The sequence below is a fragment of the Streptomyces sp. NPDC001544 genome, assembly GCF_042894285.1.
In the GTDB taxonomy this organism is placed as follows: domain Bacteria; phylum Actinomycetota; class Actinomycetes; order Streptomycetales; family Streptomycetaceae; genus Streptomyces.
Genome location: NZ_JBIAVN010000004.1, coordinates 125,858 through 147,587, shown reverse-complemented (window position 1 = coordinate 147,587; position 21,730 = coordinate 125,858). Strand labels below are relative to the sequence as shown.

Sequence of the window (21,730 nt, the reverse complement as noted above, 5' to 3'; positions counted from 1 at the left end):
GCGGGGTGTGCGAGCCGGTGCGGCGGCTATGGCCTCGGGCCCTGGGAAGGGCACGAAGCGCACGAGTTCCACCACTCGACGTCGCGGTCGAACCCCATCTGCGGCTCGCCGATCACGGTGCCGCGAGCCGCTGTGCGGGCAGGTCGAACCACACCGCCTTCCCCGCCGGGCGTGGCGGGCCGGCGTACGGAACGTCCGGGGCATGGCCCCAGCGGCCCCCGGTGAGGGCGTCCACCAGGTGCACGCCCCGGCCGCCCGTCTCCCAGGTCTCGGGCGTCAGTCCCCTCATCACCGGCGGGCTCTCGTCACCGTCGTACACGACCACCCGTAGCCGCCCCTTCTCGACCGCCAGCCAGAGCGCCGCGCCGTCGCCCTTGGCGTGCACGCAGGCGTTGGTGACGAGTTCCGAGGTGCACAGGGTCGCGTCGTCCACGAGTTCGTCGCCGAGTCTCAGCTCCCGGAGGACGGCGGGGTCACCCAGCAGTTGGACACGGTGCAGATCGATACACCCCACGGCGCCGAGTTCGTCGACGCGCCTGCCCAACTGAACCGCTACCGAGCCAAACTCGAACGCATTGACAGCGCCGCGCTCGGACAGGACGCTTCCCTCGACCTCATTCGGCGTATCGCTCAGGAACTGTGAAAGGGCCCCCGTGTCTTCAGCACTCCGCTGGCAGAAGTCGTCGTACTCCGCAGGCGACTCGGACAACGACTGCCTGGAGATAGCCGCCGCCCCCTCCCTTCACCTACGGGAGAGCGACGACCCGACCACAGTCCTCACCCCCACCCCCACCGCCCTCCACGCCCTGCTCACCACCCTGAAACGGTGAGCAGGGCGGGCGCCCGGCCGCGCGGTCAGTCCTGGTGGATCACGTCCCTGCCGGGGCCGCCGGAGAGGGTGTCCCTGCCCGGGCCGCCGTACAGCTTGTCGTCGCCGCTGTTGCCGTAGAGCTTGTCGTTGCCGCTCTGGCCGTACAGGACGTCGTTGCCCTTGCCGCCGTTGAGCGTGTCGTCCGCGCTGCCGCCGTAGAGCTTGTCGTTGCCGTCGTCACCGGACAGGTACTGGCTTCCGGAGCCGCCGTAGAGCACGTCGGCGCCCTTGCCGCCCTGGATGATGTTGTCGCCGCCGCTCGCGTGGACGGTGTCGTTGCCGTCGCCGCCCCAGACCAGCCCCTCCGCGCCGACGGTGATGTCGTCGTTGCCCGCGTCACCGGAGACGTAGGCACCGTCGAGGGGGCCGGAGTCGGTCGCCTTGTCGTTGCCCGCGCCCAGGTGGATCTCGGCGTAGAAGTAGACCTGGTCGGTGGCGTTCTTGTACGCGACCGTGTCGTTGCCGTCACCGAGGTTCATGACGAGGGCGGCGTACGGATCCTGGCTGTCCACGTTGGTGACCGTGCAGGAGACCTTCGTGTGGTCCGTGCCGACGGGGTACGCGCAGCCGTGGCCCGCACTGATCGGGACGGCGTCGTCGATCACGTAGGTGATGCCCGTCCGGTCGGCGGTGAGCGACGCGGTGACGGTGGCCTTGTTCGTCTGACCGGCGGCGGCGTTGTAGGTAAGCCCCCAGCCGGCCTGGTTGACCGAGGCGGTGGCCGGCGCCGGTGCGGCACCGGCGGTCGTGGCCAGGGCGAACGGGACGCCCAGGGCGGTACCGAGGACCAGCGCCGCCGCCGGGACGGCGCGTGACATCCGGCGACGGACGGAAGGACGAGAGGGCATTGCGGGGCCTCCGGGAGGAACGTACGGGTCGTTTGCGACTTACGCAGTGTTCGACTCGTGGCCAACGTCCCTGGTTGGTCAACTCACCCATACACACCGGAAGTTCAGTCGCGTGACACCCTGCCGCCAGGCGGATTCCGAGAACCCGTCAGAAGAGGCGCCGCCGAGATCTCCGTAGCCCTTGTGGGCGAACAACGGCGCCGCCCCCTCGGAAGAAACCCGCCGCGATCATCCCATCGGACGACCCTCCGCGTCCCGGACCGGTGCCCGGGGAACCCGTAAGACATGAGATTCCTCGTGCGCGACCGGATCCTCGGCATCGGTGACGACTACTGGATCGAGGACGACCACGGCAACAGGGTGTTCCTCGTCGACGGCAAGGCGATGCGGCTGCGGGACACCTTCGAGCTGAAGGACACCCAGGGGCGGGTCCTCATCGACATCCACCAGAAGATGCTCTCCCTGCGGAACACCATGGTGATCGAGCGGGACGGCGAGCCGCTGGCGCGGATCAAGCGCAAGCGGCTGTCCCTGCTGCGCAACCACTACCGGGTGTCCCTGACGGACGGCACGGAGCTGGACGTCAGCGGCAAGATCCTCGACCGTGAGTTCGCCGTCGAGTACGACGGCGAGCTGCTGGCGGTGATCTCCCGGCGCTGGCTGCACCTCCGGGACACGTACGGCGTGGACGTCGTCCGGGACGACGCCGATCCGGCGCTGCTGATCGCGGTGGCGGTATGTGTGATCCACCTGGCGGAGCAGGAACGGGAGGACTGATCAGCGGCGCGGCGGTTCCAGGCCCAGGACGCGGTCCTTGAGCGCCGGGAACTGTTCCCGCGTCACGCCCACCCTCGCCGGGTCGAACTCCACCGTGAGCACCTCCTCGCCGGCGCCCGCCTCGGCCAGTACCTCGCCCCACGGATCCACCACGATCGAGTGACCCGCCTGGGGAACGCCGGCGTGTGTCCCGGCCGTTCCACAGGCGAGCACGAACGCCTGGTTCTCGACCGCCCGCGCCCGGGCCAGCAGCGTCCAGTGCGCGCGGCGGCGCTCGGGCCAGCCCGCCGGGATCACCAGGGTCTCGGCGCCGGCGTCGACCAGGGCACGGAACAGTTCGGGGAAGCGGAGGTCGTAGCAGGTGGCCAGGCCTACCGTGGTCTCGGGCAGACGGACCGCCACGAGGTCCCGGCCCGCGCCCATCAGGACGGCCTCGCCCTTGTCGAAGCCGAAGCGGTGGATCTTGCGGTAGGCGGCGGCCAGGTCACCGGAGGGGGAGAAGACGAGGGACGTGTTGTACAGGGGGCCCTCAGGGTCTCGTTCGGGGATCGAGCCCGCGTGCAGCCACACGCCCGCGTCGCTCGCCGCCTTCGCCATCGCCTCGTAGGTCGGGCCTTCGAGCGGCTCGGCCCGCCGTGCGAACTCCTCGAACGCGAAGGCACCCGTCGTCCACAGTTCGGGCAGCACGACCAGGTCCGACCCGGCCTGCTCAGGGACCAGCGCGGCCACCCGCAGCCGCCGGTCTTCGACCGATTCGTCCTCGTTCACGGCGATCTGGATCAGCGAGGCGCGCACACTACCACCGTCCTGGCATTCGAGCCGTCCATACCGGGCCTACGATCGTCACACGAAAGCACTGCCGGGGTGCCTCTCAGCAGCGTAACTTAGCGTTCCAAGACACCCGCCGACAGCTACGTCCCGCTGGCAACGCCGCCACAACCTGCCCGTGTACCGACCGCCGAGGGGTCCCGTTCCGTGAGTCTGCATCCCACCCTCCAGCCCTACGCCGACGCCTGGACCCACTCGATCGAAGCGATATCCGAACTGGTGCAGCCGCTCGTGGAGGGCGAGTGGAACCGGCGGACCCCCTGCCCGGGCTGGTCGGTCCGCGACGTCGTCTCGCACGTCATCGGCATGGACTGCGAGATGCTCGGCGACCCGCGCCCCATCCACTCACTGCCGCGCGACCTGTTCCACGTCGTCACCGAGCACCAGCGCTACATGGAGCTGCAGGTCGACGTCCGCCGGCACCACACGGCGCCGGAGATGACCTCCGAGCTGGAGTACACGGTCATCCGCCGCAACCGCCAGCTCCGGGGCGAGTCCCGCGACCCCGGCCACAAGGTGCGCGGCCCGCTCGGCAAGGACATCACGCTCGAGGAGTCCATGCGCATGCGGGCCTTCGACGTGTGGGTGCACGAGCAGGACCTGCGCGCGGCCCTGGGCCGGCCCGGCAACCTCGACTCTCCCGGCGCGTACGTCGCCCGGGACCTGCTGCTGGAGGCACTGCCCCGCGTCGTCGCGAAGGACGCGGACGCTCCGCGCAGTTCGGCGATCATCTTCGACGTGCACGGGCCCGTGGAGTTCCTGCGCACCATCCGCGTCGACATCCAGGGCCGCGGCACCCTGGAGGCCACCCCCGCCCTCGGCCCGGCGGCCATCCTCACCCTCGACTGGGAGACGTACTTCCGGCTGGCCTGCGGCCGGGTCTCCCCGGACGCGGTGGCCGACCGGGTGAAGTCGGAGGGCGACCCCGATCTCGCGGCGGCGATCCTGCGGAACTTCGCGGTGACGCCGTAGCGCGACCGGAAGCGGCTTGGGCGTTCCTCCGTGACCGTCGTCGTGACCCCGTGGGCATGACCCGTCGTCGTGATCCCTTCGTCGTGACCCCGTCGTCGTGATCCCTTCGTCGTGACCCCGTCGTCGTGATCCCGTCGTCGTGATCCCTTCGTCGGGATCCCGTCCTGGAGACGATCTCGGCGGACCGCCCTTCCCCACCGTCGAAATCCGGCTATGCGCCCCCGTCACCCGGACTCGCCGCGGACCTTCACTTCACTGAGCCGGCACAGGAACCACACGGCTTGTGCGGCCACAGCGCATGTTCCGGTTCACTGTCCCCGCACCGCCTCTTTCACGTCAGGTGTGGGGTCAGCTCTTTGATCACCCTGAGCTTCTGCCTATGGTTGGCGTCGCCCGGTCGGTCTCACTGACCCCACCGGAACTTCGATCAGCGCCAGGCCGACCACCGGCGCACACGGGGGAAGGACTTCGCCATGCCGTCATGCCGTCGGCGCACGCCCTGCTGCGAGCTGCCCTCGCCCAGGTAGAGGCGCGAGCCTTTCCCATCCTGCTGGACGCGTCCTTCGCCGGCCCTGCCCTCGCCCTTCATCCGTGCCGCCCGTGCGAGGGCCGGTCCCACGTCGACGCGCGCCCCGGCGGGCCGCCACCAGTGACCAGTTGTCGGTGACCCGCCGCCGGCAGCGGCTTTATCAATCGTCAACGGAAGGGACCACCCCATGCGCAAGCTCGTCACCGTCCTCGGACTGGGCGCCTCGACCACGGGTGTCTGCATGCTGCTGGCCGCGCCGGCCTTCGCCGCCGGGCTCACGTCCAGCTCCTCTTTCGATGTCATCTACCCCGACACGCGGCCGGCGCAGACCTATTTCGTGGACAACACCGTCGAGCTGAAGAACGGCATGGTGACGGGCAAGTCGTCGCTGAGCTGGCAGATCCTCGACCTCGTGGCCGTCGACACTCCCAAGCGGTTCACCAGCTTCAAGATCACGACGCGGATCGAGGAGCGGCTGACCAAGACCACCGAGGACCACGTGGTCACCACGAAGACGTGTGACCTGACCAAGCCCCTCAACGACGCCCGGTCCAGCGGTGAGCCGGCCAACAACTGCGTCCCGGCGTCCTCCGTCTACGACGGCGAGGTCTTCTGGTCGACGGACTCCACGGTCGTCTACGACATCGAAGGGGACGGTAAGGGCCCGATCACCCAGGAGCTCACCGGCTCGCCGTTGCTCCACGGCTGAGAGGCCGAGGGGCCGGAGCGCCTCCCCGACGCACGGCGCGGAGGCGCTCCGCTCCAGTAAGGCTCACACGGCCGGCACGTGCACCGTCTCCACCCGGCTCGCCACCAGCCGCTCCCGCTCCCGGCGGGCCGCCCGGCCGCGGAGGCGGAGGATCTGGGTGACGCCGAGGGCCTGGAGGACGAAGACGGCGGAGAAGGCGACGGAGTAGTCGTCGCCGGTGGCGTCCAGCAGGACACCGATCGCGAACAGGGTCGTCATCGAGGCGACGAAACCGCCCATGTTGGTGATTCCGGAGGCGGTGCCCTGACGCTCCGGCGGGTTGGCGGGGCGGGCGAAGTCGAAGCCCAGCATCGACGCCGGGCCGCAGGCGCCCAGCACCGCGCACAGCACCACCAGCAGCCACATCGGAGCGTGTTCGGCCGGGTAGGCCAGGGTCGCCGCCCACAGTGCCGACGTCGCCGCGACCGTGCCCAGCGCCAGCGGCAGCCTGGCCCCGTGGTGCCGGGCGACGACCTGGCCGTAGACCAGTCCGACCACCATGTTCGACAGGACGACCAGGGTGAGCAGTTCGCCGGCCGTGGCCCGGGTGAGGCCCTGGGCCTGGACGAGGAACGGCAGACCCCACAGCAGCAGGAACACCATCGCCGGGAACTGGGTGGTGAAGTGCACCCACAGGCCCAGCCGCGTGCCCGGTTCCCGCCAGGAGGCCGCTATCTGACGGCGGACGTAGGCCGCGCCCCGGTGCGGGGACGGCTCCGGCTCGCAGCCCTCCGGGTGGTCCCGCAGGAAGAACAGCACGAGGACCAGGACGACCGCGCCGGCGACCGCGCTGCCCGCGAACGCCGGCGTCCAGCCGACCCCGTGCAGCAGCCGGGCCAGCACCAGCGTGGAGACGAGGTTGCCGGCCATCCCGGCCAGCCCCGCGAACTGCGCCACCTGCGGCCCGCGCCGGGCCGGGAACCACCGGGTGCCCAGCCGCAGCACACTGATGAAGGTCATCGCGTCACCGCAGCCGAGCAGCGCGCGGGAGGCGAGCGCCGTCCCGTACGAGGGCGAGAACGCGAAGCCCAGCTGGCCCACCGTGAACAGCGCGGCGCCGATGCTCAGCACCTTCTTGGTGCCGAGCCGGTCGACGAGCAGGCCGACGGGTATCTGCATGCCGGCGTAGACCAGGAGCTGCAGGATCGAGAAGGTGGACAGCGCCGAGGCGTTCACATGGAAGCGGTCGGCCGCGTCCAGCCCGGCGACGCCCAGGGAGGTACGGAAGATGACCGCGACGAAGTAGACCGCGACGCCGATCGACCACACGGCGACGGCGCGGCGGCCGCCCGGCGGGTCACCCGGAAGGGTGGTGTGGGCGCTCGTCACGCTCATCGGACCTCTCCCCGCGCGAGATGCGAGAACCAGCTCACATGCCGGTGCACGACCCCCACCGCCGCCTCCGCGTCGCCCGAGCGCAACGCCTGAAGAATCTCCTCGTGCTCGGCGAGGGTCTTGGCGATCCGGTCGGGGTGGGAGTGCATCACGGCGACCCCCATCCGCAGCTGCCGGTCGCGGAGCTGGTCGTAGAGCCGGGAGAGGATTTCGTTGCCGCCGCTGCGCACGATCTCGGCGTGGAAGCAGCGGTCGGTGACCGCGGCCGCGGCCAGGTCACCGGCGGCGGCCTGCGCCTTCTGCTGCGCGAGCAGTTCCTCCAGCCGCTCGATGAGCTCGGCCGGGGCGGGTACGGCCTTGCGGGCGGCGTGCTCCTCGACCAGCAGCCGGGTCTCCACCACGTCGGCGATCTCCTGCGCGGAGACCGGAAGCACCAGGGCACCCTTCTTCGGGTAGAGCTTGAGCAGCCCCTCCGCCTCCAGGCGCAGCAACGCCTCGCGGACCGGCGTGCGCGAGACCCCCACGGCCTCGGCCAGCTCGCCCTCGGTGAGCAGGGTGCCGCCCTCGTAACGGCGGTCCAGGACACCGTGCTTGACATGGCTGTAGACGCGGTCGGCGGCGGGTGGCTGCTTCAGGGGTGCGGGAGGCGCGGCGGACGGCACGGAAGGCATGCGCACATCTTAGATACAACACGTACGCATGATCCTCGACCGTCCACCATGCGGACCCCGCGTCTCCCACCGGCACCGCGGGCGTCACCTATCTCACAGCCGCAATCCAGAAGTCCCCCGAGAAGCCGCACAACCATGTGTGCTAATTACGAGTCAGACACGTGCGGCCCTACTCCTGCGCCACCTCAACTCGGCCGCATTATCTAGGGCATTCGAGACAATCGGGGTATTTACTTGATTACCGGCATTAAGGGCATCCGTATTCGCCGAGCCGCCGCCGTCGCCATCACGTCCGGCGCCATGCTCGCCACCGGAGCCCTCACCGCGGCACCCGCGCAGGCCGTCACCGCGCCCTCGATCGTGGCCAAGGGCGGGTACGTCATGAACAACGCCAACGCCGCGTCGCTGTTCACCAAGGCCGCGGACACCAAGCGCTCCACCGGCTCGACCACGAAGATCATGACCGCGAAGGTCGTGCTCGCGCAGTCGAACCTCAACCTCGACGCCAAGGTGACGATCGCGAAGGAATACAGCGACTACGTCGTCAGGAACAACGCCTCCCAGGCGCACCTGATCGTCGGCGACAAGGTGACCGTCCGCCAGCTCCTGTACGGCCTGATGCTGCCGTCCGGCTGCGACGCCGCCTACGCGCTGGCCGACAAGTACGGCACCGGTTCCACCCGCGCCAAGCGCGTGGCGAACTTCATCGGCAAGATGAACACCGCCGCGAAGAGCCTGGGCCTGACGAACACGCACTTCGATTCGTTCGACGGCATCGGCAACGGCAACAACTACTCGACGCCGCGCGACCTGACGAAGATCGCCAGCAGCGCGATGAAGAACTCCACGTTCCGCACGATCGTCAAGACGCCGCACTACACCGCGAAGACGGTCACCAAGACCGGCAGCATCCGCACGATGCCGACTTGGGACAACACCAACACGCTGCTCAGCAGCTACAGCGGCGCCATCGGCGTGAAGACCGGCTCCGGCCCGGAGGCGGGCGCCTGCCTCGTCTTCGCCGCCACCCGCAACGGCAAGACCGTGATCGGCACGGTCCTGGCCTCCACCACGTACGCACAGCGTGCGACGGACGCCACCAAGCTCCTCAACTACGGCTTCGCCAAGCTCGGCTGACGCCTCCGCGGAGTACGGGCCCGTCGCTGTGAGCGGCGGGCCCTTCGCGTGTCCGGCCGTTCATCCCAGGCCGGGCAGCCGGCGCAGTTCGCCGACCTTCAGCAGACGGCCCAGTACGAGGTAGACGACCGCCAGGGCGAGCGTCCCCGCGAGGGTGGCGAGCGCCGTCGCTACGGTGCCGTCGCCCAGGGCGGTGCCGCAGGCCCGCGCGGCCGCCCAGCCCACCCCCGCCGCGCAGGCGGCCGCGGTCAGCAGCTTGCCGTAGGTGACCCGTACGGTTCCGTCGTCGAGCCGGCCGCCGGCCCTCCTGGCCAGCAGGCGGGCGGTGAGGGCGAGTCCGGCCAGGTAGGAGAGGGTGTAGGCGCCGGCCATGCCGGTGACCGCCAGGCGGGTGGGCAGCAGCAGATGGCAGGCGGTGGCGAGCGCGATGTTCCACACCCCGATCCACACCGCCATGAGGAACGGCGTACGGGTGTCCTCGAAGGCGTAGAAGCCGCGCAGCAGCAGGTACTGGGCCGAGAACGGGATCAGGCCGAGACCGAACGCCTGGAGCATGTGTCCCATCGGCTGGGCGGAAGCCGGGTCGGCGGCACCGTGCGCGAAGATCAGGGTGGTGATCTGCGGGCCCAGCGCGAGGAAGAGGAAGGCCGTCGGCACGATGACGACCCCGCTGATCCGCAGCGCCCGGGACAGGTCGGCGCGCAGGTCGGTGATCCGGCCCTCGGCGACGGCCTTGCTCATCCGCGGCAGCAGCGCCGTGACCAGGGAGACGGTGATGATGGACTGGGGAAGCAACCAGATGGTCTGCGCGTAGCTGTACGCGGTGTAACCCACGCCGTCCTTCGGCAGCTCCTGGTCGGCGGCGGCGGCGTAGTTGGTGACCACGGCGAGCGCGACCTGGTTGGCCAGGACGAAGAGCAGGGTCCACTTGGCCGCGTGGACTCCGGACCCCAGTCCCGTACCGCGCCAGTCGAACCGGGGCCGGAAGCGGAAGCCGGCGGCGCGGGCGAAGGGAATCAGGGCGAGGGCCTGCACCGCGATCCCGGCCGTGGTTCCGACGCCGAGCCAGCGCACCTGCGCGTCGGTGACCTCCGCGACGGAGTCCGGCACGGTCATCAGGCTCAGATAGCCGCCGAACATCGCCAACAGCACGATATTGTTGAGCACCGGCGTCCACATCATCGCGCCGAACTTCTCCCGCGCGTTGAGAACCTGACCGTAGATCGAGAAGAGGCCGTAGAAGAAGATCTGCGGCAGCAGGAACCGGGCGAAGACCACGGTCAGCCGGAACGCCTGGTGGTGGCCCGGGGTGTCCGGCATGTAGATGCGCACGATCAACGGCGCCGCCCACACCGCGAGCGCCGTCCCGACGGCCAGCACGGTGACGACCAGGGTCACCAGACGCTGCTCGTACGCCTTTCCGCCGTCGGGATGGGTCTTGCGCGCCCGGACGAGCTGCGGCACCAGGACGGCGTTGAGCGCGCCACCGATCAGCAGCGTGTACAGGCTGGTGGGGACGGTGTTGGCGGTGTTGTACGTGGTGGCCAGCAGCCCGTTGCCGAGCGCCGCGCCCTGCAGAGCCGTCCGGATCAGCCCGGTCGCCCGGGAGACGACGGTACCGACGGCCATGAGCGCGGAGGAACGCGCGAGTCCCCCCTTCTCCTTGTCACGCCGCTTGGCGTGCCGCGCTCTGCTGTTGTGTACCCCCGTCACCATGCGTGCAGGATATGTCAGTTGAGATCACGAGCGTTCAACTGCCGCTTATGGAAGCGGAATCAGTGATCTTCACTCGCAATCGTGAATATCCATGTTCCAGTTGGCATATTCGATTTGCTCCGCTCTACGTTCCGCAGCGGAGGTGGTTCACATGATCGAACCAAGCAAGCGACACGACTCCGCCGAACGGCACGAGGCGATCGACGTCAGCGATTTCGTGTACGCGGCGACCGGTGCCCGGGTGCGCCGGCTGACGATGCCGGACGGGGCTCACTGGTTCCCGGCGGTGGATGTCTGCAAGCAGTTGGGTCACACCAACCCGCAGAAGGCACTCTCCGACCATGTCCCGGAAGAGCATCGAGAGAGTCTCGAGACCCTAACTGGAGGTTACGGTCTCAGCATTCCCGCAGGTAGGGAGTGGCGCCGAGACCTGAATGTCATCTCTCTCCAGGGCCTTATCCGCCTCGTCCAAGCCTGCACAAAGCCCTCGTGCGAGCCCTTCAAGCAGTGGGCCGCCGAAGTGATCGAGACAGTTCAGCGGGAGGGTTCCTACACGCTCGAAGAGGCCGAGGTGCAGCCCCTCGACCCGAGCGCGCCGGTCGCGTACGCCATGCCGGAGCAGGTCGCGGAGGCCATCGTCCGGCTCGAGGCGCACAACCTTCAGCTGGACGAGCAGCTTGCGAACGCACAGCAGGAATCTCTGGAGCTGCAAAGGGAGATGCTGGCCACGCAGAAGTCCACACTCGCCGTGCAGCAGGCCATGGTCCGGGCGATGGAACGCATCGCGGACCGGCTCGACGCCCTCGTCCTCGAGCGTCGGGCGCCCGGTGGCCGCCCCACGGTACTGCCCACCACGGAATCCCTGCTGGCCGACTGGCGGCACCGGCTGTCCGTGACCGAGGACGTGTGGACGGTGGCCGTGGTGATCGCCCCGGTCCTCGTCGAGCAGGGTGAGCTCCGCGAGCCGCTCGAATCGATCGCGGCTCGTACGGGACTTCCGGTGCGCCGCGTCAACGAGTGCCTGCGCCTGCTGCAGAAGCACGCCTGCATCCGTTCGCAGGGTGCGGCGGAGTCCGGAGCGCCGGTGTACGTCCTCAACCAGGCCTGACAGGCCCGGAGAGAGAAAGACGGAGGGGGCGGTCGCAAGACGAAGTTGCGGCCGTCCCCTCCGGCTCTCCGAGACTATCGGGTGACGCTCGTCACACCCAAGTCATCAACCGCTTCGGCTGCTCCAGAACCGCCGCCACGTCCGCGAGCACCTTGGAACCCAGCTCCCCGTCCACCAGCCGGTGATCGAAGCTGAGCGCCAGCGTCATGACCTGGCGGGGCTTCACCTTGCCCTTGTGGACCCACGGCTGGAGCTTGATCGCGCCGACCGCGAGGATCGCGGACTCGCCGGGGTTGAGGATCGGCGTGCCGGTGTCGATGCCGAAGACGCCGACGTTGGTGATGGTGACCGTGCCGCCCTGCATCGCCGCGGGGGAGGTCTTGCCCTCCCTCGCCGTCGACACCAACTCGCCGAGCGCCTCGGCCAGTTCCGGGAGCGTCTTGGCGTGTGCGTCCTTGATGTTCGGGACGAGCAGGCCGCGCGGGGTGGCGGCCGCGATGCCCAGGTTGACGTAGTGCTTGAGCACGATCTCCTGGTTGGCCTCGTCCCAGGACGCGTTGATCTCCGGGTTGCGCCGGATGGCGACCAGCAGGGCCTTGGCGACCAGCAGGAGCGGGTTCACCCGCAGCCCCTGCATGTCCTTGTCCTGCTTGAGTTCCTCGACCAGTTTCATCGTGCGTGTCACGTCGACCGTCACGAACTCCGTGACGTGCGGTGCCGTGAACGCCGAGCCGACCATGGCCTGCGCGGTGGCCTTGCGGACGCCCTTGACCGGGACGCGGGTCTCGCGGGCCGAGTCGTACGTCGGCGCCGCCACCGGCGCCTCGGGTGTGGGCACGGGCGCGGGCGCGGCCGTCACCGGCTCGGCAACCGCTGCGGCCGGGACCGCCGCCGCGTGAACGTCCTCGCGCGTGATGATGCCGTCCGGGCCCGACGGGATGACCGTGGCCAGGTCGACGCCCAGGTCCTTGGCCAGCTTGCGCACCGGGGGCTTCGCCAGCGGGCGGGGCTTCACGGCCGCGGTGCCGTGGCCGTTCAGCTCCGGCTGGACCTCCGCGGAGGCCTGGGGGGCGGCGGTCTCCGGGCCCTTGCGGGGGCGCCGCTTCGTCGAGGACGCGGCGACGCCGTACCCGACCAGCACCGGCTGGCGTCCCGAACCCTCCGCCTTCGGCTGCTCCGCCTCGGCCGGCTCCGGCTTCCTCTCCGCGGGAGCCGCGGCAGTCGCGGGAGCCGTCGGCGCGGCCGGCGCCGCCCCGCCGGACACGTCCACCGCGATGATGGGCGTGCCCACGTCCACCGTGGTGCCCTCGGGGAAGTGCAGTTCGCGGACCACGCCGTCGTACGGGATGGGCAGTTCGACGGCCGCCTTGGCGGTCTCGACCTCGCACACCACCTGGCCGTCGGTGACCGTGTCGCCCGGCTGCACGTACCACTTGAGGATCTCGGCCTCGGTCAGGCCCTCGCCGACATCCGGCATCTTGAACTCACGCACGGATGCTTCCGTCATCGTCGTCACGACCCTCTCCTCAGTACGCCAGGGCGCGGTCGACGGAGTCGAGCACCCGGTCCAGGCCCGGCAGGTACTCCTCTTCCAGGCGGGCCGGCGGGTACGGGGTGTGGTAGCCGCCGACCCTCAGCACGGGGGCCTCCAGGTGGTAGAAGCACCGCTCGGTGATCCGGGCGGCGATCTCCGCGCCGGAGCCGAAGAACACCGGTGCCTCGTGGACCACGACCAGGCGGCGGGTCTTCTCCACGGACGCCTGGATGGAGTCGAAGTCGAGCGGGGAGACCGAACGCAGGTCCAGGACCTCCAGGTGCTTGCCCTCCTCGGCGGCCGCGTCGGCGGCCTCCTGGCAGAGTTTGACCATCGGCCCGTACGCGACGAGGGTCAGGTCGGTGCCCTCGCGGACCACCCGCGCCTTGTGCAGCGGGCCGGGGATCGCCTCGGTGTTGACCTCGGCCTTGTCCCAGTAGCGCCGCTTCGGCTCGAAGAAGATCACCGGGTCGTCGCTCTGGATGGCCTGCTGCATCATCCAGTACGCGTCGGAGGCGTTCGACGGGGAGACGATCTTCAGGCCCGCGACATGCGCGAACAGCGTCTCGGGGGACTCCGAGTGGTGCTCCACGGCGCCGATGCCACCGCCGTAGGGGATGCGCACGACGACCGGGAGCTTGACCTTGCCCAGCGAGCGGGCGTGCATCTTCGCGAGCTGCGTGACGATCTGGTCGTACGCCGGGAAGACGAAGCCGTCGAACTGGATCTCCACCACCGGGCGGTAGCCGCGCAGGGCCAGACCGATCGCCGTGCCGACGATGCCCGACTCGGCCAGCGGGGTGTCGATGACGCGGCTCTCCCCGAAGTCCTTCTGCAGACCGTCGGTCACCCGGAACACGCCACCGAGCTTGCCGACGTCCTCACCCATGATGACGACCTTGGGGTCCGCCTCCAGGGCACGGCGCAGCGACTCGTTGATCGCCTTGGCGATCGGCAGCTTCTTCACCGTCTCCACCATGGTCAGGCCCCCTCTCCCGCGGCGAAGCCGCTTTCGGACTCGGTCGCGAACGACGCCTGGTAGGCGGCGAACTGAGCGCGTTCCTCGTCGACGAGCGTGTGCCCGTCCGCGTACACGTTCTCGAAGATGGCGAAGTGGTCCGGGTCCGGCATGGCACGGACCGCTTCGCGTACTCGCCTGCCCAACGCCTCGCTCTCGGCCTCGAGTTCCGCGAAGAATCCCTCGTCCGTGTGGTTCGAGGCCTCCAGGAACCGGCGAAGGCGCAGGATCGGGTCCTTGGCCTCCCAGGCCTCCCGCTCCTCGTCGGCCCGGTACTTGGTCGGGTCGTCGGAGGTGGTGTGGGCTCCCATGCGGTACGTGTACGCCTCGACCAGGGTGGGGCCCTCGCCGCTGCGGGCGCGCTCCAGCGCCCACTTGGTGACCGCGAGACAGGCCAGCACGTCGTTGCCGTCGACACGGACGCCGGGGAAGCCGTAGCCCTGGGCGCGCTGGTAGAGCGGGACCCGGGTCTGCTTCTCGGTCGGCTCGGAGATCGCCCACTGGTTGTTCTGGCAGAAGAACACCACGGGGGCGTTGTAGACCGCAGAGAAGGTGAACGATTCGGCCACGTCGCCCTGGCTGGAGGCGCCGTCGCCGAAGTAGGCGATGACCGCCGAGTCCGCGCCGTCCTTGGCGACACCCATCGCGTAGCCGGTGGCGTGCAGCGTCTGGGAGCCGATGACGATCGTGTACAGGTGGAAGTTGTTGCTGTTCGGGTCCCACCCGCCGTGGTTCACCCCGCGGAACATGCCGAGCAGGTTGGTCGGGTCGACGCCGCGGCACCAGGCGACACCGTGCTCGCGGTAGGTCGGGAACACGTAGTCGTCGTCACGCAGGGCCCGGCCGGAGCCGATCTGCGCGGCCTCCTGGCCGAGCAGCGACGCCCACAGACCGAGCTCCCCCTGGCGCTGCAGGGCGGTGGCCTCGGCGTCGAAGCGGCGGGTGAGCACCATGTCGCGGTACAGGCCGCGGAAGTCCTCGGCGGTGAGCCCGGCGACGTACTTGTCGTACACGGCGTTGGCTGCGTGCTTGACGCGCTTGCCCTCGGGGGTCAGCAGCTGCACGAGCTCCGGGTCGGCGCTCTTCGAGGTGGTGCGGGTGGTGCGCTTGGTGCCGGTGGTGCCGGCCTTGCTTCCGGCGCTGCGTCGCGGCTTGGGCGCGGCAGTGCTGTCCACGGTCACGTGTGCTCCTCCGTCGGTCCGGCCCCCGGGGTTGCCGGTGAGGCCAGTACGGCTCACCTGGTCTCGGCCACCGGGCACGGGGTGGGTGCCACTCGGCCGGGAACAGGCGTGACAGGTGCCCCGGCGAGCGCCCTGCAACGGTCACGTTACCCAGTGCGCCACATTTCTGTGAAACCCCTCCTGACCTGCGATTTTGCTTGGATTTCCAAGTAAATCGGTCAGGACCGGAAGCGCCCTGGTCACAGCCTTGCAGGAGGCCGGGAGCAACGGCACGTTATCCCGCGCACCCGGGGAACGGGAAGAGTTCGAGTCGTGCGCCGAAGTGATCGACGTGACCGAAAGCGATCGCCCGCGACTGGCTGTGACAAGGCCCAGCTCACGGGGGCTGACGGTGCCCTACCATCTGGCGCGTGCCGCGCTCATGTGTACCACCCCCCATCCCCCATGCGCCCCCTCTGGGCACCCTGCTCCGGCTTTACGCCGCCGGTTCCGCCGTCACGTGCGAGCCCGTCGACCAGGGTCTGCTCAACCGCGGCTACCGCCTGTGCACCACCCGCGGCCGCTACTTCCTCAAGCACCACTTCGACCCGGACACCGCCGACCCCGCCGCCATCGAACGCCGGCACCTGGCCACCCAGCGCCTGGCCGCCCTCGGTGTCCCGGTCGCACCGCCCCTAGCGCACCGCGACGGCCGTACGGTCGCCGTCGTCGGCGGCCACGCCTACGCCCTGCACCCCTGGATCGACGGCAGGCACCGCCACGGCGGCCAGCTCACCACCGGCCAGTGCACCCGGCTCGGAGCGCTCCTGGGCGCGGTGCACGCCTGCCTGGAACGCGTGATGCCGCCCAAGGGACGGACCCGCCCCGCCACCAGCCCCCATCCCGTGGAGAGCGCCGACCCCGCCGACACCTTCGCCCTCATCGACGACCTGCTGGCCCACGTCCGCCGTCACCGCCCCTTCGACGCCTTCGACGACCTGGCCCGCCACCGGCTGCTGGAACGCCGGGCCCTCCTGGAGCAGCACGCCGGCCGACGCCCGCCGCGCGGCGGGCCGGTGGGCTGGGTGCACGGCGACTTCCACCCCTTCAACCTGCTCTACAAGGGGGACGCTCCGGCGGCGATCGTCGACTGGGACCGGCTCGGTGTGCAGCCCCGCGCGGAGGAGGCCGTACGCGCCGCCGCGATCTTCTTCGTACGGCCCACGGGGACCCTGGACCTGCCGAAGGTACGGGCGTACGCGCGCGCGTACCGGCGTGCGGCCGGGGCGACACCCTCCGAGCTGGCCGCCGCCGTGCACCGCGTCTGGTGGGAACGCCTCAACGACTTCTGGATGCTGCGCTGGCACTACGAACGCGGCGACACCCGCGCCGACCCCCAGTTCCCGGCGGCCTCGGCGCTCGCCGTGTGGTGGACCAAGGAGTACGACGCGGTGTGCGACGCGTTCGTGGAGTGAAGCGGCTCAGCCGGCCGTCGCCCCCGCGTCAGTCGGCGTGGGTGTCCTTCAAGGATTTTCCCCGTCGCCGGCCGTGCTTCCCGGGTCCGTGCCGGTGCCCGGGTCCGTCCCTCCCGGGTCCTGCGGCTCGGACTGGGTCGCCGTCCCCGGGTCCTGCGGCTGGGACTGGGTCGCTGTCCCCGGGTCCGTCGGCTCGTCGGACGGTTGGCTGCTGGGCGTGTTCGACGGGGTGTACGACGGCGTGGTGGGCGAGGAGGGCTGCCAGTTCCGGCCGCTGCCGCCGCCCGAACCGTCGTTCGTGGACGTGTCCGTGGGCCGGTCGGTGTTCTCGTCGGTGGGGCTCTTGCTGGGCTTGGACTCCTTGCGGGAGTGCGTGCTCGTCGGCGACTCCTTGGTGCCCGGACCGCCGCTGTCGTTGCCCGTGTGATGCAGCGCCAGCGCGACGCCGGCCACGACGGCGATCACCGCGAGCACGGCGAGGACCCACAGCTTGCCGCGGCCGCTGCCCTTGTTGCCGTGCCCCTCGAAGCCGCCGTCGTCGCCGCTGCCGTACCCGGCGGGCAGGATCGTCTGCGGGATCTGCGCGGTGCCCGAGGCGTCCGCGGAGTGCGGCATCACGGTCGTACCGGCGAGACCGACCGCCGCGGTGCGCCGGCCGTCGTGCACGTCCACCGGGCCGGTGTTCCAGGTGCCCGTGTGACCGCCCTGGTCGTACAGCATCTGCAGGCCGTACTGGACCATGCCGCGCATCTCTTCCGCCGTCTGGAAGCGGTCGTCCGGCTCCTTGGCCAGCGAGCGCACGACGAGGCCGTCGAGTTCCGGCGGGCAGCTCTCGGTGACCTGCGACGGCGGCACCGGCTTGTCCTGCACATGCTGGTAGACCACCGACAGCGGGGTCTCACCGGTGAACGGGGGCCGCAGCGCGAGGAGTTCGTACAGCAGACAGCCCGTGGCGTACAGGTCGGAGCGGTGGTCGACGGCCTTGCCGAGCGCCTGCTCCGGGGAGAGGTACTGCGGGGTGCCCATGACCATGCCGGTCTGCGTCATCGTCGTGGACGCCCCGTGCAGGGCGCGGGCGATGCCGAAGTCCATCACCTTGACGGCGCCGTTGTCCGTGATGATGACGTTGGCGGGCTTGATGTCGCGGTGCACGATGCCGTGCTGGTGCGAGTAGGCCAGCGCCTCCAGGACCCCGGAGACGATGATCAGGGCCTGCTCGGGGCCCGGAGCCTCCGCGTTCAGCAGCAGGTCGCGGATGGTGCGGCCCTCGACCAGCTCCATCACGATGTACGGCACCGACTGGCCGCCGACGAAGTCCTCGCCGGAGTCGTACACGGCGACGATCGCATGGTGGTTGAGCCCGGCCACCGACTGTGCCTCGCGGGTGAAGCGGGCCTTGGAGACCGGGTCCTCGGCCAGGTCCGCGCGGAGCAGCTTCACGGCGACCGTCCGGCCCAGGCGTACGTCCTCGGCCGCGAAGACCTCGGCCATGCCGCCCCGTCCGAGCCTGTGGGTCAGCCGGTACCTGCCGTCGCCGACGAGCCCTCCGTTGCCCCACATCTCCGGCGTCTCTGACATGCCGCCGCCAGACGCCTCGGGGTCGGACGGGCCCTGGGCGCTGTGCGTCTGTGCCATCGGTCCTCGCCGTCGTTTCTGCCCGCGGTGCGCGCGGTGTTGTTACGGTCTCCGTCGGCCACGCTACAGCCTCCGCGCAAGCCTCCGGTCCGGGATCGGATCCGGGACCGGCCCGAGACGGACCGGTCATCAAACCTCTAGCACGCGCTGTCTTGCAAATTCTGTGTACCTGACGTACCCCCGCTGTAACGCTTCCGCGACGCTTCTTTCGCTTACGGTCACGGAACGGGCACCGCGCTTGACGTGCCACGGCCCTGGGGCAGACTTGGCCGGGAATAGCACATTGGATCAGTGGACGCGGGGTCACCGGTTTCCGGTCACCGGCGGCTATGGGGGACGCAGCACATGAGCCAGGACGGCCCACAGGGCCGGTACGCGGGGCGGGCTCTCGCCGGCGGCCGCTACCAGTTGCGCGACCTGCTCGGCGAAGGCGGCATGGCGTCGGTGCACCTGGCGTATGACGCCGTACTGGACCGTCAGGTCGCCATCAAGACACTGCACACCGAGCTGGGGCGGGAACAGGCCTTCCGCGAGCGCTTCCGCCGCGAGGCCCAGGCAGTGGCCAAGCTCACGCACACCAACATCGTCTCGGTCTTCGACACGGGCGAGGACTCCCTCGACGGGACGACCACCCCGTACATCGTCATGGAGTTCGTCGAGGGCCGCCCGCTGGGCTCGGTCCTCGACGAGGACATCAGGCAGCACGGCGCCATGCCCGCCGACAAGGCGCTGAAGGTCACCGCGGACGTGCTGGCCGCGCTGGAGATCAGCCACGAGAGCGGACTGGTCCACCGGGACATCAAGCCGGGCAATGTGATGGTGACCAAGCGCGGTGTCGTCAAGGTCATGGACTTCGGCATCGCCCGCGCCATGCAGTCCGGCGTCACCTCGATGACACAGACCGGCATGGTCGTCGGCACCCCGCAGTACCTGTCGCCGGAGCAGGCGCTCGGCCGGGGCGTGGACGCCCGCTCCGACCTGTACTCGGTCGGGATCATGCTGTTCCAGCTGGTCACCGGACAGCTGCCGTTCAACGCCGACTCACCCCTGGCCATCGCGTACGCGCATGTGCAGGAGGAGCCGGTGGCACCCTCCTCGATCAACCGCTCACTGCCGCCCGCGGTGGACGCGCTGGTCGCCCGCGCACTGAAGAAGAACCCGAACGAGCGGTTCCCGACCGCCGAGGCCATGCGCGACGAGTGCCTGCGCGTCGCCGCCTCCCTGCAGCCGGCCGCACCGAGCATCGTGCCGGGCGCCGCCCCCACGCAGAGCGGCGCGGGCGTCGGCTCCGCGGTGTTCCCGCCGGTCGACCAGGCGGCCCCGGCGGCCACCGGGCCCGTGCAGACCCCCTACCAGCCGGCTCCCGCCCCGACCCCCTACGGCGCACCGTCGTACGGCTATCCGCAGCAGGGCGGCTACCGGACCCCGCCGCCGGTGGGGTACGGGCAGCAGGCGCCCGCGACCCCGCCGCCGTACGACCTCACGCCCCAGACCGCCGTGCAGTCCCCCGGACCGGGCGGCGGCAGGGGAAACCGGCCGGTGATCATCGGCTCGGTCGCGGTGTCCCTGCTCGCGGTGGTCGGCCTGGTCGTCGCACTGGTCGTGCACGGGGGCGGCAGCGACGACGACGCCAAGGGCGGCGGCTCGAGCTCCCCGGCCGCTGCCACGCCGTCCCAGGCCTCGGGTCACCGCGGCCCGGACACCTCGAAGACGATCGACACCAGCGAGTGCACGGAGCCGGAGGAGTCGTACAACGACCCGGCCAAGGTGCAGGTCCCGAACTTCAAGTTCAAGTACATCCAGTCGGTCAAAGAGTGCTTCCAGGCCGCGGGCTGGCAGATGAAGGAAGTCAAGGTCGACGAGAACACCTACGGCCAGGGCGCGGTCATGGGGCAGTTCCCCACCGCCGGCACGGACGTCGACCCGAAGGACATGCCGACGATCGAGATCAGGGTGTCGACCGGCAACCCGCCCACCGGCTGACCGCTGGTAAGGCAACCGGTACGGCAAAGGGCCCGGCTTCCCGGCCGGGCCCTTCGTGTCGCGGTTGCCCTACAGGTACGGGCCGCCCGTTCGGCCGCCGCCACGGACGTCGTCGCCACCGTCCAGGCTCACCCCGGGCGGGAGCGCGCGGCGCATCTGCTCCAGCTGGGCCCGCGCGGCCATCTGCTGCGCGAACAGGGTGGTCTGGATCCCGTGGAAGAGCCCCTCCAGCCAGCCCACCAACTGGGCCTGCGCGATACGCAGTTCCGCGTCGCTGGGGGTCGCCTCGTCGGTGAACGGCAGGGAGAGCCGCTCGAGCTCCTCGACGAGCTCCGGGGCCAGACCGTCCTCCAGCTCCTTCACCGAGCTCGCGTGGATCTCCTTGAGCCGGACCCGGCTGGCCTCGTCCAGAGGCGCCACCCGGACCTCCTCCAGCAGCTGCTTGATCATGCTGCCGATCCGCATGACCTTGGCCGGCTGCTCCACCTGCTCCGTCACCGGGGTCTCGCGGGAGTCGTCGTCCCCACCACCGCCACCGAGCGCCATTCCGTCCTGGCCCACGACCAGGATCTGCGGGTTCTCCGGCGACCTATCGTTCCTCGGCATCTCCATGCCGCCATTCTCTCGCACGCCTGCACCTCACCACCGTGGTGCCCTCCCCTGACGCTGATCCACCCTGTAGACCCGTCGGCCCAATCCGGAATGCCGGGTTGACAGGTGAATGTGACGCTTGTTCGCGACGGTCTTGCCGACTGGGCTCCGGGAGGTCACCGACGTGACTCCATGGCTGCGCTTCACATTCCGCGTGGCACCACTGCCGCTGCTCCTCGCCGCGGTCGTCCTGCTGTACGGCGCCACCGCGTCGCACGGCGCCGGGCCCACGCCCTCGGCCTCCGCCACGCGCTCCCCCAGCCCCTCGTCCTCCCCCTCCGCCAGTCCGTCCCGGGCCGGCAGCCGGGCCGGTGAAGGGCGCCAGCGACCCGGACGACCGGAGGCGCCCGCCGTGGAGTTCGAGGGGGACGACGACCCGACGTCCGTCCCGCAGGACACCGCTCAGGAAGACCCGGACCCGCGGGACGAGGCGGGCGACGAACCGCGGGACGAGGCGGGGACCACGCAGGAGCCGCCGGACGGCGGTGCGGACACCGCCGCCGCCTCCCCGTCTCCCGGGGATGCCGGTCTGGTCCCCTCCTCGCCGTCGTCGCGGCCCGGGGACCGGACCGTCGCCGGCGGCGAGGACACCGTCGAGCCCCTGGTCCGGATCCTGCCGCTGGGCAGCGGCCTGGTCCTCATCGGGCTGGGCCTGGGGTTGGCGTTCCTGGGACTGCGGGTGCGGCGCGACTGACGGCGCGACCAGGGCTCGCGCGGCCCTGGTCCCTGTCCGG

General features: G+C 70.3%; 21 protein-coding genes. 10 read left to right on the top strand and 11 right to left on the bottom strand.

From position 1 onward, the window contains the following. Nucleotides 1-112: 112 nt before the first annotated feature. Nucleotides 113-514, bottom strand: coding sequence for an ATP-binding protein (locus tag ACFY0F_RS13485; RefSeq protein ID WP_388792679.1), 402 nt, complete (start codon nucleotides 512-514; stop codon nucleotides 113-115). On the opposite strand from ACFY0F_RS13485, the gene ACFY0F_RS13480 reads away from it, so the two are divergent. Both ACFY0F_RS13480 and ACFY0F_RS13475 read left to right on the top strand, forming a co-directional pair. Then, on the top strand, nucleotides 494-643 hold the full coding sequence (locus tag ACFY0F_RS13480) for a Scr1 family TA system antitoxin-like transcriptional regulator (RefSeq protein ID WP_388792677.1): 150 nt from the start codon (nucleotides 494-496) through the stop codon (nucleotides 641-643). The two genes, ACFY0F_RS13485 and ACFY0F_RS13480, sit on opposite strands and share 21 nt — an antisense overlap. Nucleotides 644-653: 10 nt before the next feature. Beyond that, nucleotides 654-830 (top strand): DUF397 domain-containing protein, encoded by a 177-nt coding sequence (locus tag ACFY0F_RS13475; RefSeq protein ID WP_388792676.1) that lies wholly within the window; start codon nucleotides 654-656, stop codon nucleotides 828-830. 25 nt (nucleotides 831-855) lie between these two features. Here the strand turns inward: ACFY0F_RS13475 and ACFY0F_RS13470 are convergent, their stop codons facing one another. Further along, nucleotides 856-1,689, bottom strand: coding sequence for a calcium-binding protein (locus ACFY0F_RS13470; protein ID WP_388792674.1), 834 nt, complete (start codon nucleotides 1,687-1,689; stop codon nucleotides 856-858). Nucleotides 1,690-2,004: 315 nt separating this feature from the next. Between ACFY0F_RS13470 and ACFY0F_RS13465 the strand changes: the two genes are divergently transcribed. Continuing rightward, complete coding sequence (locus tag ACFY0F_RS13465; protein ID WP_388792672.1) at nucleotides 2,005-2,496, top strand: LURP-one-related/scramblase family protein; 492 nt, start codon at nucleotides 2,005-2,007, stop codon at nucleotides 2,494-2,496. On the opposite strand, the gene ACFY0F_RS13460 is transcribed toward ACFY0F_RS13465, so the two are convergent. Then, nucleotides 2,497-3,291, bottom strand: a complete 795-nt coding sequence (locus tag ACFY0F_RS13460) for a carbon-nitrogen family hydrolase (protein WP_388792670.1) — start codon at nucleotides 3,289-3,291, stop codon at nucleotides 2,497-2,499. It lies immediately after the preceding gene. A gap of 180 nt (nucleotides 3,292-3,471) precedes the next feature. Here ACFY0F_RS13460 and ACFY0F_RS13455 point away from each other — a divergent pair, with 180 nt between their 5' ends. Together ACFY0F_RS13455 and ACFY0F_RS13450 are read left to right on the top strand one after the other, a co-directional pair. Next, nucleotides 3,472-4,296 carry a maleylpyruvate isomerase family mycothiol-dependent enzyme gene (locus ACFY0F_RS13455; RefSeq protein WP_388792669.1) on the top strand — a complete coding sequence of 275 codons (825 nt, stop codon included), beginning with the start codon at nucleotides 3,472-3,474 and terminating at the stop codon, nucleotides 4,294-4,296. 716 nt (nucleotides 4,297-5,012) lie between these two features. After that, entirely contained in the window at nucleotides 5,013-5,534 is a 522-nt protein-coding gene (locus ACFY0F_RS13450) for a hypothetical protein (RefSeq protein ID WP_388792667.1), read from the top strand. A gap of 63 nt (nucleotides 5,535-5,597) precedes the next feature. Here ACFY0F_RS13450 and ACFY0F_RS13445 read toward each other — a convergent pair whose 3' ends face one another. After that, nucleotides 5,598-6,908 carry a nitrate/nitrite transporter gene (locus ACFY0F_RS13445; RefSeq protein ID WP_388792665.1) on the bottom strand — a complete coding sequence of 437 codons (1,311 nt, stop codon included), beginning with the start codon at nucleotides 6,906-6,908 and terminating at the stop codon, nucleotides 5,598-5,600. Then, nucleotides 6,905-7,579, bottom strand: coding sequence for a GntR family transcriptional regulator (locus ACFY0F_RS13440; protein WP_388792663.1), 675 nt, complete (start codon nucleotides 7,577-7,579; stop codon nucleotides 6,905-6,907). Before ACFY0F_RS13440 ends, ACFY0F_RS13445 begins: the two co-directional genes overlap by 4 nt. A gap of 234 nt (nucleotides 7,580-7,813) precedes the next feature. On the opposite strand from ACFY0F_RS13440, the gene ACFY0F_RS13435 reads away from it, so the two are divergent. Continuing rightward, nucleotides 7,814-8,716: a D-alanyl-D-alanine carboxypeptidase family protein gene (locus ACFY0F_RS13435; protein ID WP_388792661.1), complete on the top strand. Its 903-nt coding sequence runs from the start codon at nucleotides 7,814-7,816 to the stop codon at nucleotides 8,714-8,716. Nucleotides 8,717-8,776: 60 nt separating this feature from the next. Here the strand turns inward: ACFY0F_RS13435 and murJ are convergent, their stop codons facing one another. Next, complete coding sequence (gene murJ / locus ACFY0F_RS13430; protein WP_388792659.1) at nucleotides 8,777-10,432, bottom strand: murein biosynthesis integral membrane protein MurJ; 1,656 nt, start codon at nucleotides 10,430-10,432, stop codon at nucleotides 8,777-8,779. A gap of 151 nt (nucleotides 10,433-10,583) precedes the next feature. On the opposite strand from murJ, the gene ACFY0F_RS13425 reads away from it, so the two are divergent. Continuing rightward, nucleotides 10,584-11,540: a Bro-N domain-containing protein gene (locus tag ACFY0F_RS13425; protein WP_388792657.1), complete on the top strand. Its 957-nt coding sequence runs from the start codon at nucleotides 10,584-10,586 to the stop codon at nucleotides 11,538-11,540. A 91-nt stretch (nucleotides 11,541-11,631) separates the two neighbouring features. Here the strand turns inward: ACFY0F_RS13425 and ACFY0F_RS13420 are convergent, their stop codons facing one another. From ACFY0F_RS13420 to pdhA, 3 genes are read right to left on the bottom strand one after another with little or no spacing between them, the layout of a single operon-like run. After that, nucleotides 11,632-13,056: a dihydrolipoamide acetyltransferase family protein gene (locus ACFY0F_RS13420; RefSeq protein WP_388792655.1), complete on the bottom strand. Its 1,425-nt coding sequence runs from the start codon at nucleotides 13,054-13,056 to the stop codon at nucleotides 11,632-11,634. Nucleotides 13,057-13,066: 10 nt separating this feature from the next. Beyond that, a complete protein-coding gene (locus ACFY0F_RS13415) occupies nucleotides 13,067-14,053 on the bottom strand; it encodes an alpha-ketoacid dehydrogenase subunit beta (RefSeq protein ID WP_388792653.1) in 987 nt (328 codons plus the stop codon). A gap of 2 nt (nucleotides 14,054-14,055) precedes the next feature. Then, entirely contained in the window at nucleotides 14,056-15,273 is a 1,218-nt protein-coding gene (gene pdhA, locus ACFY0F_RS13410) for a pyruvate dehydrogenase (acetyl-transferring) E1 component subunit alpha (protein WP_388792651.1), read from the bottom strand. Between the two features lie 437 nt (nucleotides 15,274-15,710). Here pdhA and ACFY0F_RS13405 point away from each other — a divergent pair, with 437 nt between their 5' ends. Beyond that, nucleotides 15,711-16,727, top strand: a complete 1,017-nt coding sequence (locus ACFY0F_RS13405) for a phosphotransferase (protein ID WP_388793210.1) — start codon at nucleotides 15,711-15,713, stop codon at nucleotides 16,725-16,727. Between the two features lie 48 nt (nucleotides 16,728-16,775). Here ACFY0F_RS13405 and ACFY0F_RS13400 read toward each other — a convergent pair whose 3' ends face one another. Then, nucleotides 16,776-18,362: a protein kinase gene (locus tag ACFY0F_RS13400; protein WP_388792649.1), complete on the bottom strand. Its 1,587-nt coding sequence runs from the start codon at nucleotides 18,360-18,362 to the stop codon at nucleotides 16,776-16,778. Nucleotides 18,363-18,707: 345 nt separating this feature from the next. Between ACFY0F_RS13400 and ACFY0F_RS13395 the strand changes: the two genes are divergently transcribed. Further along, the gene (locus tag ACFY0F_RS13395) at nucleotides 18,708-20,345 is read left to right on the top strand and encodes a protein kinase (RefSeq protein ID WP_388792647.1); all 1,638 of its coding nucleotides are present in this window, start codon (nucleotides 18,708-18,710) and stop codon (nucleotides 20,343-20,345) included. Nucleotides 20,346-20,414: 69 nt separating this feature from the next. On the opposite strand, the gene ACFY0F_RS13390 is transcribed toward ACFY0F_RS13395, so the two are convergent. Then, on the bottom strand, nucleotides 20,415-20,957 hold the full coding sequence (locus ACFY0F_RS13390) for a bacterial proteasome activator family protein (RefSeq protein WP_388792645.1): 543 nt from the start codon (nucleotides 20,955-20,957) through the stop codon (nucleotides 20,415-20,417). A gap of 193 nt (nucleotides 20,958-21,150) precedes the next feature. Here ACFY0F_RS13390 and ACFY0F_RS13385 point away from each other — a divergent pair, with 193 nt between their 5' ends. Next, a complete protein-coding gene (locus ACFY0F_RS13385) occupies nucleotides 21,151-21,690 on the top strand; it encodes a hypothetical protein (protein WP_388792643.1) in 540 nt (179 codons plus the stop codon). The last annotated feature ends 40 nt before the right edge of the window (nucleotides 21,691-21,730 follow it).

Bases quoted from the DNA above. Each gene is read 5' to 3' on its own strand.
- ACFY0F_RS13470 (WP_388792674.1), bottom strand. From the start codon at position 1,689: ATGTCACGCGCCGTCCCGGCGGCGGCGCTGGTCCTCGGTACCGCCCTG.
- ACFY0F_RS13465 (WP_388792672.1), top strand. From the start codon at position 2,005: ATGAGATTCCTCGTGCGCGACCGGATCCTCGGCATCGGTGACGACTAC.
- ACFY0F_RS13450 (WP_388792667.1), top strand. From the start codon at position 5,013: ATGCGCAAGCTCGTCACCGTCCTCGGACTGGGCGCCTCGACCACGGGT.
- ACFY0F_RS13445 (WP_388792665.1), bottom strand. From the start codon at position 6,908: ATGAGCGTGACGAGCGCCCACACCACCCTTCCGGGTGACCCGCCGGGC.
- ACFY0F_RS13440 (WP_388792663.1), bottom strand. From the start codon at position 7,579: ATGCCTTCCGTGCCGTCCGCCGCGCCTCCCGCACCCCTGAAGCAGCCA.
- murJ (WP_388792659.1), bottom strand. From the start codon at position 10,432: ATGGTGACGGGGGTACACAACAGCAGAGCGCGGCACGCCAAGCGGCGT.
- ACFY0F_RS13425 (WP_388792657.1), top strand. From the start codon at position 10,584: ATGATCGAACCAAGCAAGCGACACGACTCCGCCGAACGGCACGAGGCG.
- ACFY0F_RS13415 (WP_388792653.1), bottom strand. From the start codon at position 14,053: ATGGTGGAGACGGTGAAGAAGCTGCCGATCGCCAAGGCGATCAACGAG.
- ACFY0F_RS13400 (WP_388792649.1), bottom strand. From the start codon at position 18,362: ATGGCACAGACGCACAGCGCCCAGGGCCCGTCCGACCCCGAGGCGTCT.
- ACFY0F_RS13395 (WP_388792647.1), top strand. From the start codon at position 18,708: ATGAGCCAGGACGGCCCACAGGGCCGGTACGCGGGGCGGGCTCTCGCC.
- ACFY0F_RS13390 (WP_388792645.1), bottom strand. From the start codon at position 20,957: ATGGAGATGCCGAGGAACGATAGGTCGCCGGAGAACCCGCAGATCCTG.